This window comes from Microbacterium sp. X-17 (assembly GCF_039615055.1).
In genome coordinates this window covers 54,791-67,922 of sequence record NZ_JBDHNI010000005.1, presented here as the reverse complement: position 1 = coordinate 67,922, position 13,132 = coordinate 54,791, and the positions used below count along the sequence as shown (strand labels likewise).

14 protein-coding genes are annotated in these 13,132 nt (G+C 72.2%); 6 read left to right on the top strand and 8 right to left on the bottom strand.

Features of this window, described 5'->3' with window-relative positions; translation table 11 throughout:
* Positions 1-43 precede the first annotated feature (43 nt).
* From rimM to rpsP, 3 genes are read right to left on the bottom strand one after another with little or no spacing between them, the layout of a single operon-like run.
* Positions 44-691: a ribosome maturation factor RimM gene (gene rimM / locus ABCS02_RS23245; RefSeq protein ID WP_345838076.1), complete on the bottom strand. Its 648-nt coding sequence runs from the start codon at positions 689-691 to the stop codon at positions 44-46.
* Positions 692-693: 2 nt separating this feature from the next.
* Entirely contained in the window at positions 694-924 is a 231-nt protein-coding gene (locus tag ABCS02_RS23240) for an RNA-binding protein (protein WP_345838075.1), read from the bottom strand.
* Positions 925-928: 4 nt separating this feature from the next.
* On the bottom strand, positions 929-1,369 hold the full coding sequence (gene rpsP, locus ABCS02_RS23235) for a 30S ribosomal protein S16 (RefSeq protein ID WP_345838074.1): 441 nt from the start codon (positions 1,367-1,369) through the stop codon (positions 929-931).
* A gap of 193 nt (positions 1,370-1,562) precedes the next feature.
* On the opposite strand from rpsP, the gene ABCS02_RS23230 reads away from it, so the two are divergent.
* From ABCS02_RS23230 to ABCS02_RS23215, 4 genes are read left to right on the top strand one after another with little or no spacing between them, the layout of a single operon-like run.
* Positions 1,563-1,907 (top strand): SMR family transporter, encoded by a 345-nt coding sequence (locus ABCS02_RS23230; RefSeq protein ID WP_345838073.1) that lies wholly within the window; start codon positions 1,563-1,565, stop codon positions 1,905-1,907.
* On the top strand, positions 1,904-2,227 hold the full coding sequence (locus ABCS02_RS23225) for an SMR family transporter (RefSeq protein ID WP_345838072.1): 324 nt from the start codon (positions 1,904-1,906) through the stop codon (positions 2,225-2,227). The genes ABCS02_RS23230 and ABCS02_RS23225 overlap by 4 nt, the downstream gene beginning before the upstream one ends.
* Positions 2,228-2,258: 31 nt before the next feature.
* Complete coding sequence (locus tag ABCS02_RS23220; protein ID WP_345838071.1) at positions 2,259-3,422, top strand: glutamate--cysteine ligase; 1,164 nt, start codon at positions 2,259-2,261, stop codon at positions 3,420-3,422.
* A 49-nt stretch (positions 3,423-3,471) separates the two neighbouring features.
* Positions 3,472-4,242: an SGNH/GDSL hydrolase family protein gene (locus tag ABCS02_RS23215; RefSeq protein WP_345838070.1), complete on the top strand. Its 771-nt coding sequence runs from the start codon at positions 3,472-3,474 to the stop codon at positions 4,240-4,242.
* A 3-nt stretch (positions 4,243-4,245) separates the two neighbouring features.
* Here the strand turns inward: ABCS02_RS23215 and ffh are convergent, their stop codons facing one another.
* Together ffh and ABCS02_RS23205 are read right to left on the bottom strand one after the other, a co-directional pair.
* Positions 4,246-5,802 carry a signal recognition particle protein gene (gene ffh, locus ABCS02_RS23210; RefSeq protein WP_345838069.1) on the bottom strand — a complete coding sequence of 519 codons (1,557 nt, stop codon included), beginning with the start codon at positions 5,800-5,802 and terminating at the stop codon, positions 4,246-4,248.
* 12 nt (positions 5,803-5,814) lie between these two features.
* Positions 5,815-6,375, bottom strand: coding sequence for a helix-turn-helix domain-containing protein (locus ABCS02_RS23205; RefSeq protein ID WP_345838068.1), 561 nt, complete (start codon positions 6,373-6,375; stop codon positions 5,815-5,817).
* A gap of 80 nt (positions 6,376-6,455) precedes the next feature.
* Here ABCS02_RS23205 and lipB point away from each other — a divergent pair, with 80 nt between their 5' ends.
* Together lipB and lipA are read left to right on the top strand one after the other, a co-directional pair.
* Positions 6,456-7,094: a lipoyl(octanoyl) transferase LipB gene (lipB, locus tag ABCS02_RS23200; RefSeq protein WP_345838067.1), complete on the top strand. Its 639-nt coding sequence runs from the start codon at positions 6,456-6,458 to the stop codon at positions 7,092-7,094.
* Positions 7,095-7,120: 26 nt separating this feature from the next.
* A complete protein-coding gene (lipA, locus tag ABCS02_RS23195) occupies positions 7,121-8,092 on the top strand; it encodes a lipoyl synthase (protein WP_345838592.1) in 972 nt (323 codons plus the stop codon).
* 13 nt (positions 8,093-8,105) lie between these two features.
* On the opposite strand, the gene ABCS02_RS23190 is transcribed toward lipA, so the two are convergent.
* The 3 genes from ABCS02_RS23190 to smc form a co-directional block, all read right to left on the bottom strand.
* Positions 8,106-8,606: a DUF2004 domain-containing protein gene (locus tag ABCS02_RS23190; RefSeq protein WP_345838066.1), complete on the bottom strand. Its 501-nt coding sequence runs from the start codon at positions 8,604-8,606 to the stop codon at positions 8,106-8,108.
* Positions 8,607-8,642: 36 nt separating this feature from the next.
* On the bottom strand, positions 8,643-9,515 hold the full coding sequence (gene ftsY, locus ABCS02_RS23185; RefSeq protein WP_345838065.1) for a signal recognition particle-docking protein FtsY: 873 nt from the start codon (positions 9,513-9,515) through the stop codon (positions 8,643-8,645).
* Between the two features lie 74 nt (positions 9,516-9,589).
* Positions 9,590-13,120 (bottom strand): chromosome segregation protein SMC, encoded by a 3,531-nt coding sequence (smc, locus tag ABCS02_RS23180; RefSeq protein WP_345838064.1) that lies wholly within the window; start codon positions 13,118-13,120, stop codon positions 9,590-9,592.
* Positions 13,121-13,132: the final 12 nt, after the last annotated feature.

Here is a 13,132-nt window from a genome sequence, read left to right as displayed (position 1 = left end):
GCCGCCCTCACCGCGCGCGACCGCGCCCCGTGAGGTCGAGACCTCACTCGGTCTCGTCGTCGCCCTCGGGAGCGGCCGCATCGTGCGGCTCGGGATCCTCGTCGGGCAGGTCCTCGAACAGGCCGTCCGGCGGGGTCACGACGACCCGCCCACCGGGGACGTCCACCTCGGGCACGATCGCCCGGACGAACGGGACCAGCACCTCTCGGTCGCCGCCTACGCCGACGACGAGCAGATCCTGCGCCGGGAGGTGGTCGACGCGCAGCACACGGCCGACGACGGCGCCGTCACGGACGACCTCGAGGCCGGCGAGCTGGTGGTCGTACCAGGCGTCGTCCTCCGCCGGCGTCTTCGCGGCATCCTCGTCGATCCAGAGGATGGCCCGGACGAGGGTCTCGGCGGCCGTCCGGTCGTCGACGCCCTCGAAGAACGCCACCGGATGCGAGTTCATCCACTTCAGCTCGCGCACCGTGAGGGTCTCCCCGTGCCACGGCGACGCCTCCGGCACCTGAAGCGTGAACGTCGCGCCCGGGACGAAACGGCCGTCCGGGTCGTCCGTGTACAGCTCCAGCCGGAGCGCGCCCTTCAGTCCGTGCGCCTTCACGAGTCGGCCGACGCGTAGCTGTGTGCGTGCGCTCTGCGGCGGGTGGGCGACGGCCCGGGGGCTCTTTTTACGGTCGGGCTCGGCCATCATCAGTCGTCGGCGACGTCGACGCGCACGCGGCGACCGTCGGCGAGCGCCGTGATGAGCGTGCGCAGAGCCTTGGCCGTCCGGCCGGCGCGCCCGATCACGCGACCGCGGTCGTCCGGGTGCACGTGCACCTCGAGCACGTCCCCCCGCGACGACGTGGAGGCGTCGATGCGCACGTCGTCCGGGTGATCGACGATCCCCTTGACGACGTACTCGAGCGCGTCGGCGAGCAACGGACTACGCCTCGTCGGTCGCGGCGGCCTCGTCGGCCTCCGCAGCCTCGGCGGCGGGCTCCTCGGCCGGCGCGGCCGGCTCTTCGGCCTTCTTCTCGGCCTTGGGCTTGATGACCGACTTCTTCGACGCGTCGGCCTCGAACACGGCCTTGGCGTCGGCCGTCTTCACGGTCGAGACGGCGTTCTCGTCACCCTGGAACGTGCCCCAGTCGCCCGTCAGCTTGAGGATCGCAAGGACCTGCTCGGTCGGCTGGGCGCCGACGCCGAGCCAGTACTGCGCGCGAGCCGAGTCGACCTCGATGTACGAGGGCTCCTCGGTGGGGTGGTACTTGCCGATCTCCTCGATCACACGACCGTCGCGCTTGGTGCGCGAGTCGGCGACGACGATGCGGTAGTAGGGCGCGCGGATCTTTCCGAGGCGCTTGAGGCGGATCTTGACAGCCACGATTCTCCTGAATGTGTTCTAAGACGATGAACGTCGCCTGGAGCGTGGGGTGCACACCTCGGCGGAAGCTCTGCGGGCGGGCCTGCGCCGGATAGAGGGTCGGGCGCGGGTCCGACCCTCTATCCTGCCAGATCGCGACAGCCCGCGCGAACCGCCCGGGTCCCGGTTCACGTCGCTCCGCTAGGGTGACGACGTGCTGCGCTGGCTCCTCCTGTCCGCCGCCATCCTCCTCGAGGTCTCCGGCACGCTGTCGCTCCGCGCGATGACCGACAACGTCGCCTGGGTCGTCCTGTTCGTGATCGGCGAGGCGGGATCCTTCGTCCTCCTCGCCCTCCTCCTGCGTCGCGGCGCCCCGATCGGGCTCGTGTACGGGATCTGGTCGGCGTGCGGCGTCGTCCTCACCGCCGTGCTCGCGGCGTGGCTCTTCCATGACCCGCTCACCTGGCTCATGGGACTCGGCATCGCGATCGTCGTCGGCGGCGTCTTCCTCGTCGAGCTCGGGGCCGCCCGGCACGCCCGGCAGGCGGACGACCGATGAAATGGGTGCTGCTGGCCGGAGCGATCCTCTCCGAGGTGGGGGCGACGCTGGCCCTGCGCGCATCCGAGGGGTTCCGCAAGCGCATCTGGATCGTGCCGGTCGGCGCCGGCTATCTCCTCTCGTTCGTCCTGCTCTATCTCTGTCTCGGGCAGGGGATGCCGATCGGCGTCGCGTACGGCATCTGGTCCGCGGTCGGGGTCGCGCTCACCGCGGTCCTCGCCCGGATCCTGTTCCAGGAGCCGTTCACGTGGACGATGGCGCTCGGGATCGTCGCGATCGCGATCGGGGTGTTCCTGATCGAGGTCGGCGCCGCGCGCTGATCCCGCCCGGGACGCGTGCCAGACTGACCGCGTGACCGTGACCTTCGCCCCCTCCCGCCGATCGACGGTCGGCCTCGAATGGGAGCTGATGCTCGCCGATCGCGACACGGGACAGCTCCGCGGCGACGGTCCGGCCGTCGTGGAGGCGCTCGCTGAGCGAACCGCTGCCGAGCGCTTCACGGTGACGGAGGAGCTCCTCACGAACACGGTCGAGGTGACGAGCGGGATCGGCGACACGGTCGAGGCCGCGGTGGACGACATCGCCGACGCGATCGCCGCGGTGCGCAGCGTCACGGATCCGCTCGGGATCGGACTCCTGTGCGCGGGCAGCCACCCGTTCGCGCAGTGGTACGACCAGCAGGTCACCGACAAGACGCGGTACCACTCGCTCATCGAGCGGACGCAGTGGTGGGGCCGCAACATGATGATCTGGGGCATCCACGTCCACATCGGGGTCGAGGACGTCGCGAAGGTCATGCCGATCATCCGCGCGCTCGCGGTCTATCTCCCCCACCTGCAGGCGCTGTCGGCGTCGAGCCCGTTCTGGGCCGGCGAGCGCACGGGGTACGCGTCCAACCGCGCGCTCGTGTTCCAGCAGCTCCCGACCGCCGGCCTCCCCTGGCTCCTGCCGGACTGGGCCGCGTTCGAGTCGTACCTCGACGACCTGATCCGCACCGGCGTGATGGCCGACGCGACCGAGGTCCGGTGGGACATCCGCCCCGCGCCGCGCTGGGGCACGATCGAGGTCCGCGCGTGCGACGGGATGTCGACGCTGCCGGAGCTCGCCGCGGTCGCAGCCCTCGTGCAGGTGCTGGTCGAGGACTTCTCGCGCCGCCTCGACGCGGGCGAGACGCTGCCCGAGATCCAGCCCTGGTTCGTCCGGGAGAACAAGTGGCGCGCCGCCCGGTACGGCCTCGATGCGCGCGTGATCGTCGACGCCGCGGGCACCCAGGTGCCCGTGCGCGAGCACATCGGCGAGACCGTCGCGCGGCTCACCGACGTCGCGTCCGAGCTGAAGTGCGCGCGCGAGCTCTCCGAGATCTCGCGCATGACGACGAACGGGGCGAGCTACAGCCGGCAGCTCCTCGTCGCCGACGCCGCGGACGGCGACCTCAACGCGGTCGTCCGCCACCTGATGCACGAGTTCCGGGACGGGCCGACGCTCCGCGAGCACCTCGCCTCCGCGGGAGCGTGACAGGGCCCGCTCACGGCGGACTCAGAAAGTGCTCGCCTAGGCTGGAGGCATGATCTCCCCGCGCCGGATCCGTGCCCTCGTGGTGTTCGGCGCGCTCAGCGCGGTCACGGCCCTGGCCGGATGCTCCGCGCTCGCGACGCCGGCCGTGGCGCCCGTCGGCCCGGTCGCGTCCGCACCGGACCCGACGCCGACGCCGACGGACACCGCGAGCCCGTCGGTCGCCGTCGCCGACCCGACGTGGACCTCCACCGCCCCGACGGCGCGCATCGTCACGATCGGCGACTCGCTCATGTCCGGCTACGGACTCTCCGCCGGCGATGCCTGGCCGGACCTGATCGCCGCGTCGGACGGGGCGTGGATCGCGGACCTCGCGTGCGCCGGGATGGGCTTCGTCGCCGACGGCGACTGTGGCACCACCTACGCGGGGATGATCCCCGCCGCGACCGCGATCGCGCCGGACGTCATCATCATCCAGTCCTCCGACAACGACTCCCTGGAGAACCCGGGAGACGTCTACCGGGCGACGCTCGACACGATCAACTCGCTGCGCGGGGCCCTGCCGAACACGCGCCTCATCTGCCTCGGGACGCTGTGGAGCGATACCGACATCCCGGAGGACGTACAGATGACGACCGCTGCGATCCAGACCGCGGCTGCGCAGGCGGGGTGCGAGTTCGTGGACATCGGGCAGCCGCTCGCGGGGCATCCGGAGTGGTATCAGGAGGACGAGGAGCACCCGAACTCGATCGGGCAGCAGCTGCTCGCCTCGGCGATCGCCGCGCAGCTCGGCCCGCTGGGCGTGTTCGCTCCCGCGAGCTGAGCCTCAGCCGCGGCCGAGGAGCTTCTGCAGCTCGGCGAGGTCGGCCTCGCTCGGCGCGCCCTGGGCGCCGCCTCCGCCGAGACCGAAGCCGGAGCCGGTCGGCGTGGCCGGTGCCTGCGCGGCGATCCCCGCGTTCTCGGCGGCGCGCTTCGCCGGGTTGCCGGACCGCGAGCCCTTCGCCTTCTGCGGCTTGCCGCGCTTCGACGAGGCGCCGGGGCGGCCGACCGGGCCGGCGCCGGGGATGCTGGGCACCCCGCCGCGCGCGACGGTCTTCATCATCTTCGCGGCCTGCTCGAACCGCTGCACGAGCTGGTTGACGTCGGTCACCGTCATTCCGGAGCCGCGCGCGATGCGCAGGCGCCGCGACCCGTTGAGGAGCTTCGGGTTGCGCCGCTCCCCCGGGGTCATCGACCGGATGATCGCCTCGGTGCGGTCGAGGTCGCGCTCGTCGAAGTTGTCGAGCTGCTGCTTCATCTGACCCATGCCCGGCAGCATCCCGAGCATCTTCTTCATCGAGCCCATCTTCTTGAGCTGCTGCATCTGGTCGAGGAAGTCCTCGAGCGTGAACTGCTCCTTGGCGAGCTTCTCCGCGACCTTCGCGGCCTCCTCCGCGTCGAAGGTCTGCTGCGCCTGCTCGATGAGGGTGAGGATGTCGCCGAGGTCGAGGATGCGGCTCGCCATGCGGTCCGGGTGGAACGGCTCCAGGTCCTCGAGGCCCTCACCGGTCGACGCGTAGATGATCGGGCGCCCGGTCACGGAGGCCACGGACAGCGCGGCGCCGCCGCGGGAGTCGCCGTCGAGCTTGGAGAGGACGACGCCCGTGAAGTCGACGCCGTCCTGGAAGGCCTTCGCCGTGTTGACGGCGTCCTGACCGGTGAGGGAATCGATGACGAAGAGGACCTCGTCCGGGTTCGTCGCCGCGCGGATGTCGGCGGCCTGCTTCATCAGCTCGGCGTCGACACCGAGCCGGCCGGCCGTGTCGATGATGACGATGTCGTGCTGCTTCTGCTTCGCCTGCTCGACACCGGCACGCGCGACGCGCACCGGGTCGCCGACGCCGTTGCCGGGTTCGGGCGCGAAGATCGCGGCCCCCGCGCGCTCGGCGACGACCTGGAGCTGGTTCACGGCGTTGGGGCGCTGGAGGTCGGCCGCGACGAGGAGCGGGGTGTGCCCCTCCTTCTCGAGGAGCCTCGCCAGCTTGCCGGCGAACGTGGTCTTGCCCGAGCCCTGGAGGCCCGCGAGCATGATCACGGTCGGGGGGTTCTTCGCGAACTGCAGGCGTCGCTGCTCGCCGCCGAGGATCGCGACGAGCTCCTCGTTGACGATCTGCACGACCTGCTGCGCCGGGTTGAGGGCGCGGTTCACCTCGTCGCTCAGCGCGCGCTCGCGCACCTTCGCCGTGAAGTCCTTGACGACGGGCAGCGCGACGTCCGCGTCGAGCAGGGCGCGCCGGATCTCCCGGACGGTGCCGTCGACGTCGGCCGGCGTGAGCCGTCCCTTCGTGCGGAGATTGCGGAAGGTCTCGGTGAGCCGGTCGGAGAGCGTGCCGAAAGTCGCCATGATGCGGAAAGTTTACGCGGTGGGGACCGCGGCGAGCGCGACGCGGATCGCGTCCGCGAGCGACGCGCCGGGCCGCGCGGCCCAGCGGCGCAGCGCCGCGGCCACCGCACCTCCGTACGCCGCGCCCCGCACGTCGGCGACGAGCGGATCGACGCCGCCGCGGCGGAGGCGGTCCGCGGCGAGGTGCCCGATCCGCACCTGACGGGACGCGGCGTCCCGCTCGAACTCGACCCCGAGCCCCATCGCGTCGGCGTGCAGGAGCGCGAGCGCGAGGCTGTCCGGCGCGAAGCCCTCGCCCAGCCCGGCGAGCGCCCGCCGCACTGCGGCATCCGGGTCCGCCTCGTCGTCCGCCTCACCGAGACGCGCGATGCGCTCGTCGAGGCCCGCCCAGAACACCTCCGACTTCGCCTCGAAGTAGTTGAAGAAGCTCGAGCGGCTGACCCCGGCGCGCTGCGCGATGTCCGCGACCGACGTCCGTTCGTAGCCCTGCTCGAGGAAGAGCTCGCACGCCGCCTCCGCGAGCGTCTCCCGGGAGGACGCCCGCGGGCGTCCGGTCCGCCCCTCTGTCGTCACGCCCCCAGGGTACGGCCGGCCCCACCGCCGCGGGAGGGGCGTATTGTTGGACGGGATCCAGCAAGCTCGGGAGAAACACCGTGATCGAGATCGTCGATGCCGGACTCGCGCCGGCGTACGTGCCCTACCACGACGGATGGGCGCTGCAGCGCCGCATCCACGGAGAGGTCCTCGCCGGAACCCGGCCGGACACCCTCCTCCTCCTCGAACACGAGGCGGTCTACACGGCCGGCAAACGGACCGAGCCGCAGGAGCGGCCGCAGGACGGCACGCCGGTCGTCGACGTCGACCGCGGCGGCAAGATCACGTGGCACGGTCCGGGCCAGCTCGTCGGGTACCCGATCGTGCGTCTGACGGAGCCCGTCGACGTCGTGGCGCACGTGCGGCGGATCGAGCGCCTGCTGATCGCGGCGCTCGCCGAGCACGGCGTGGACGGATACCAGGTCGAAGGGCGCAGCGGCGTGTGGGTCCGCCGCCCGCTCTCCGAGGACAAGATCGCGGCGATCGGCGTCCGGGTCGAGAAGGGCGTCACGATGCACGGGTTCGCGGTGAACTGCGACAACACCCTCGCCGGCTTCAGCGGCATCATCCCGTGCGGCATCACGGATGCCGGCGTCACCACCGTCAGCGAGGTGGTCGGACGCGACGTCTCCCCCGCCGACCTGGTCGACTCCGTCACGCGGGTCTTCGAGACCGAGTACGCGGCGGTGACCGCGTGACCGCCGCGAACCCGGACGGCCGCCGGATGCTCCGCCTCGAGGTCCGCAACGCCGAGACGCCGATCGAGCGCAAGCCGGAGTGGATCCGCACGAAGGCGAAGATGGGCCCGGAGTACACGGCCCTGCACACGCTCGTGAAGGACGAGGGTCTGCACACGGTGTGCCAGGAGGCCGGCTGCCCCAACATCTACGAGTGCTGGGAGGACCGCGAGGCGACGTTCCTCATCGGCGGCTCGCAGTGCACGCGCCGCTGCGACTTCTGCCAGATCGACACCGGCAAGCCCGCCGACTACGACACCGACGAGCCCCGCCGCGTCGCGGAGAGCGTGCAGCGGATGGGCCTGCGCTACGCGACCGTCACGTGCGTGGCCCGCGACGACCTCCCGGACGGCGGGGCCTGGCTGAACGCGGAGACCGTGCGCCGCATCCACGCGGACAACCCCGGCACCGGCGTCGAGCTGCTCGCGACCGACTTCAACGGCGACCCGGCGCTCCTCGGCGAGGTCTTCGACGCGCGCCCCGAGGTGTTCGCGCACAACGTCGAGACCGTCCCGCGCATCTTCAAGCGGATCCGCCCGGCGTTCCGCTACGACCGCTCCCTCGGCGTGCTCACGCAGGCGCGCGAGGCCGGGCTCATCACGAAGTCGAACCTCATCCTCGGCATGGGCGAGGAGCCGGAGGAGGTCGTCCAGGCGCTCCGTGACCTGCACGAGGCCGGCACCGACATCGTCACGATCACGCAGTACCTGCGCCCGTCACCGCGGCACCTGCCCGTCGCCCGCTGGGTGAAGCCGGACGAGTTCGTCGGCTTCAAGGAGGAGGCGGAGCGGATCGGCTTCCTCGGTGTCCTCGCCGGGCCGCTCGTGCGCTCGTCCTACCGCGCCGGCCGCCTCTGGGCGCAGTCGATGCGGGCGAAGGGCCGCGACATCCCCGCGGCGCTGCAGCACCTCGCGGCCGACATCGCCGCCGACGGCCTGGAGTTCGCGCAGGCCGTCTGACCGTCGTTCGCGGTCAGTCGGCGCTGGTGACCGAGTGGACCTCGCCCGCCGGGGTGAGGTTCACGAGGAGCACGTCGTCGGCCTCGTCCGGATCAAGCGCGTACTCGAGGACCGCGAAGGGATCCTCCCCGCCCATCTCGTCGGCGAGGATCGTCATGCTCATGAGGTGCAGGGAGCGGATGATGTCGACGTGCGCATCGCCGGAGATGTCGGCGAGCAGCGCGTCGAGCTCGGTCCCGTAGGTCTCCTGCTGCTGCAGCAGGTACTCGGTGACCTCGCTCGTGCGATCGTCCAGCTCGGAGAGCATCGCGCCGCGGGCGCGGAGGTCGATCGCCTCGATCGAGGAGATCATCGACGCGGCGATGTCGAGGGCCGCCTGGGAGACGTCGTCCTGGTCGGGCGCCGTCAGATCCACGGTCACCGTCTGGTCGCCGAACTCGACGTTCTCCGACCAGAAGATCGAGCCGTCCGGGCCCGATTCGAGGAGTCCGAAGAAGTCGTGCTCGATCGCCATGTCCCCATGAAACCAGCCGAACCGCCCGGGGGGAAGTCAGTCCACCAGGGCGGCGGCGAACACGTGCGGAGTGAAGCCCGTGAGGTCGCCGATCCCCTCGCCCTGACCCAGCAGTTTCACGGGGATTCCGGTGCGTTCCTGGACCGCGAGGACGAATCCGCCGCGCGCGGATCCGTCGAGCTTCGTGAGGACCAGACCCGTGACTCCCGCGTGTTCCAGGAACGCCTCCGCCTGCAGGAGACCGTTCTGGCCGGTCGTCGCGTCGAGCACGAGCAGCACCTCGCTGATGGGCGCCAGCTTCTCGACGACGCGCTTGATCTTGCCGAGCTCGTCCATCAGGCCCCCCTTCGTGTGGAGGCGGCCCGCCGTGTCGATCAGCACGATCTCCGTGCCCGTGCGCTGCGCGTACTCGATCGTCTGGAAGGCCACGGAGGCCGGATCCTGGCCCTCCTGCTGCGGGCGCACGATGGCCGCGCCGCCCCGCTCCGCCCACGTCGCGAGCTGGTCGACGGCGGCGGCCCGGAACGTGTCGGCGGCGCCCACCACGACGGTGCGCCCGTAGCGCTGGAGGAACTTCGCGAACTTGCCGATCGTCGTGGTCTTGCCGACGCCGTTGACCCCGACGACGAGCACGACCGCCGGGCGGTCGGTGAGCCGCAGCGTCGTGTCGAACTTCGCGAAGTGCTCCTCGAGCGTCTCGCGCAGCATCCGTTGCAGGTCCCGGGGATCGGTCGTGCGATACCGGTCGACCTTTTCGCGCAGGTCGTCGACGATCCGCTCCGTGACGTCGGGGCCGAAGTCCGCCGTGAGGAGCGCGGTCTCGAGGTCGTCCCACGTCGTCTCGTCGATGACCGGCTTCACGAACATCCCGCGCAGCGCGCGGCCGAGCGACCAGGGTCTTTCCGCCATTCCCCCAGCCTACGGTCGCGCTCGCCCGGTCTCGCGCCGCACGAGCCCGTAAGGGCAGACCGCGAGAGCGGGAGCTACGCGGAGAGCTCGGCGCGGATGCGCTGGCCCACGACGGCGGAGACGCCGTCCTGGCGCATCGAGACGCCGTAGAGGGCGTCGGCGATCTCCATCGTGCGCTTCTGGTGGGTGATGACGATGAGCTGGCTGCTCTCGCGGAGGCGCTCGAACACCGTCAGCAGGCGCCCGAGGTTCGCGTCGTCGAGCGCCGCCTCCACCTCGTCGAGGATGTAGAACGGGCTCGGCCGGGCCGTGAAGATCGCGACGAGCAGCGCGACGGCCGCGAGCGAGCGCTCGCCGCCGGACAGCAGCGACAGCCGCTCGATCTTCTTGCCGACCGGGCGCACCGCGACCTCGATGCCGGTCGTGAGGGGGTTGTCCGGATCCGTGAGCGCGATGTGCCCGGAGCCGCCGGGGAACAGGATCGGGAACACCTCCGTGAACGCGGCCCGCGTGTCCTCGAACGCCGCGAGGAAGATCTCCTGCATCCGGCCGTCCAGCTCCTCGATGATGGTCAGGAGGTCGGTCCGGGTCTGTGTGAGGTCGGCGAGCTGGTCCGTCAGGAACTTGTGGCGCTGCTCCAGGGCCGCGAACTCCTCGAGCGCGAGCGGGTTCACGCGTCCCAGCTGGGTGAGCTTCCGCTCGGCCTCCTGCAGGCGCTTGCGCTGCTCGGCGCGGTCGTACGGCACCGTCTGCGGCTCGTGGTCCTCCGCATGGTCGGCGATGTCGCCGTCCGGCTCGACCGGGATGCCCTGCTCCGGACCGTATTCCGAAACGAGAATGTCCTCGTCCAGGCCCAGCTCGGATGCCGCCCGCTCGAGCAGGCCGGTCACGTGCAGGCGCTTCTCGTGGATCTGGAGCTCGAGCCCGTGGACCCCCTCGGTGACGGCGGCGAGCCGCGTGCGGGCGTCTCCGTCCTGGCGCCGGAGCTCCCCCAGCTCGGCCGACACGGCGGTGCGCGCGGCTTCGGCCGCGGCGAGCTCGACGCGCGCCTGGCTCACCGAGCGGTCGACGGAGTCCAGCACGAGGGGAAGGCGCGCGTGAACGTCCGCCGCGACCTCGCGCTGCGCCCGGCGCACGACGGCGCGGCGCGCGGCTTCGGCCGCGGCCGCCCGCTCCTGCTCGCGCTGCCGTTCGAGCCCCGCGATCCGCGCCTGTCCCGCGCGGATGCGCTCGCGGAGCGTCTCCACGTCGAGGCGGACGCGCATCTCGTGGTCGCGCGCGATCTCGAGCGCCTCGAGCAGGCCGTCGCGCGCGGAGGCGTCGAGGATGGGCCGCGGCGCCTCCTGCGCGATCGCGAGGCGATCGGACGCGACGCGCGCGGAGTCCTCCGCCTCTTCGAGCGCGGTCTGCGCCTGCCGGAGCGCGGCTTCCAGCCGCTCGCACTCGGCGACGCTCGCCTCGTGCCGGACCGTGGCACGGTTCACGAGCTCTGCGTGGGCGGCGAGGGCGGCGTCGTGCTCGCGGAGCGCGTGGAGCGTCGCCTTCGCCGCGCGGCGCGCCTCCTCCAGGGCCGCGGCACGTTCGGTGAGCGCCTCGCGGAGCGCGTCCGCGATGACCGTGATCTCCGCGAGCCGGGCTGCGGCGGCATCCCGCTCCGACGCGAGCTCCAGCCGGGAGCGACCGGCGCCGGAGCCCGCCCGCACCGTGTGGACGGTGCAGACCTCGCCCGCGCGCGTCACCACGGTGACAGTCGGGGCGCCTGCCGGGAGTGCCTGCAACGCGCGATCGGCGGCGTCGAGGTCGTCCGCGACGAGCACGGAGCCGAGGAGGCCCAGAACACCGGGCGGCGCCGTGACGACGTCGACCGCGCGTACGACGCCGGGAACCTCGGGGAGCGCGGGCGCCGTTGACGCGGCATCCGCGATCACGAGGTCGACGACGCCGAGGTCGGCCGAGCGGAGCCGCTCGGCCACGGCGAACGCGTCGCGCCGGGTGGCCACGAGGCCGCCCTCCGCGAGCGGCCCGAGGACCGCCGCGATCGCGGCCTCGAAGCCGCTCCGGACCTGGACGGCGTCGCCGACGAGCCCCTGCACAGCCGCGTCCGTGGCGACGAGCTCGGCGGCTCCGCCGCGGACGTCGAGGGCGCGGGCGAGAGCGGCGGTCTGCGCCGTCAGCGCGTCGCGCTCGCGCTCGGCGGCGTGGAGTCGCTCGCGCAGGGAGCCGACCTCGGTCTCCGCATCCGTGCTCGCCTGCTGCGCCCGCTCGTACGCGAGCGCGTGGTCCGCGGGGGCCTCCTCGGGCAGGTCCGGGCGCACACCCGCGAGCTCCTCCTCGGCCTCCGTCCGGCGCGCGAGCGCGGCGTCGAGCGCGCGCTGCTGACGCTCCCGGGCGGTCTGGACGGCCGACACCGCGGACGCGGCCGCCTCGGCGGTCCCGCGGAGCGATGCGATCCGCATGTCGTGCTCCGAGACGAGCGCGCTCTGCGCGGCGATGTCGGCATCGAGCGCGTCGAGCTCGCCCCGCGCGCGGACGACCTCGCGCGTGGCCTCGTCCGCGGCATCCTGCGCGTCGCCGAGGCCGGCGGCGAGCTCCGAGACCTCCGCGGTCGCCTCGTCGATCGTCGCCTGGGTCACCGTCACGAGGGGCGCTGCGGCATCCTCCTGGTCGCCGAGCAGCGCGAGCCGCTGACCCGCGAGCGTGTAGAGGCCGCGCAGCCGCTCCTGCACCTGCTCGAGCGCGAACGAAGTCCGCCGGGCCTCGTCGACGGCCTCGGAGCGCTGCTGCCCCTCGAGCCGTTCGATGCGGAGCTTCAGCTGGTCGAGCTGGTCCTGCAGCACGAGGCGCTCGGCGTGGCGCTCGTGCTCGGCGCGGGCATGGTCAGCGAGCTGCGTGCGCAGGCCCACGAGCTCGTCCGCGAGGAGGCGTGCCTTCGCGTCCCGGACCACGGCGGCGATCGTCGCGGCCTCCCGCGCGATCTCCGCCTGCCGCCCGAGCGGCTTCAGCTGCCGGCGCAGCTCGCCGGCGAGGTCGCTCACGCGCGTGAGGTTGGCCTGCATCGCCTCGAGCTTGCGGAGCGTCTTCTCCTTGCGGCGCCGATGCTTGAGGATCCCGGCGGCCTCCTCGATGAAGCCGCGGCGATCCTCGGGGGTGGCCTGCAGCACGGTGTCGAGCCGCCCCTGGCCGATGATCACGTGCATCTCGCGGCCCAGACCCGAGTCGCTGAGGAGCTCCTGCACGTCGAGGAGCCGGCACGAGTCGCCGTTGATCGCGTACTCGCTCGCTCCGTTGCGGAACAGCGTGCGGCTGATCGTCACCTCGGCGTACTCGATCGGCAGCGCGCCGTCGCTGTTGTCGATCGTCAGCTGCACCTCGGCGCGACCGAGCGGGCCGCGCGTCGCGGTCCCCGCGAAGATGACGTCCTCCATCTTCCCGCCGCGGAGGGTCTTCGCGCCCTGCTCCCCCATGACCCACGCGAGCGCGTCGACGACGTTCGACTTCCCGGACCCGTTGGGCCCGACGATGCACGTGACGCCCGGCTCCAGCGCGAACGTCGTCGGCTGGGCGAACGACTTGAACCCTTTGAGCGTGACGCTCTTCAGGTGCATGGACGCCCTCCG

What these genes read in the sequence shown, in the direction of transcription:
- ffh (WP_345838069.1), bottom strand. Translation starts at nt 5,802, where the DNA reads ATGGCGACTTTCGGCACGCTCTCCGACCGGCTCACCGAGACCTTCCGC.
- smc (WP_345838064.1), bottom strand. Translation starts at nt 13,120, where the DNA reads ATGCACCTGAAGAGCGTCACGCTCAAAGGGTTCAAGTCGTTCGCCCAG.
- ABCS02_RS23215 (WP_345838070.1), top strand. Translation starts at nt 3,472, where the DNA reads ATGATCTCCCCGCGCCGGATCCGTGCCCTCGTGGTGTTCGGCGCGCTC.
- ABCS02_RS23190 (WP_345838066.1), bottom strand. Translation starts at nt 8,606, where the DNA reads ATGGCGATCGAGCACGACTTCTTCGGACTCCTCGAATCGGGCCCGGAC.
- lipA (WP_345838592.1), top strand. Translation starts at nt 7,121, where the DNA reads ATGCTCCGCCTCGAGGTCCGCAACGCCGAGACGCCGATCGAGCGCAAG.
- ABCS02_RS23225 (WP_345838072.1), top strand. Translation starts at nt 1,904, where the DNA reads ATGAAATGGGTGCTGCTGGCCGGAGCGATCCTCTCCGAGGTGGGGGCG.
- rimM (WP_345838076.1), bottom strand. Translation starts at nt 691, where the DNA reads ATGGCCGAGCCCGACCGTAAAAAGAGCCCCCGGGCCGTCGCCCACCCG.
- ftsY (WP_345838065.1), bottom strand. Translation starts at nt 9,515, where the DNA reads ATGGCGGAAAGACCCTGGTCGCTCGGCCGCGCGCTGCGCGGGATGTTC.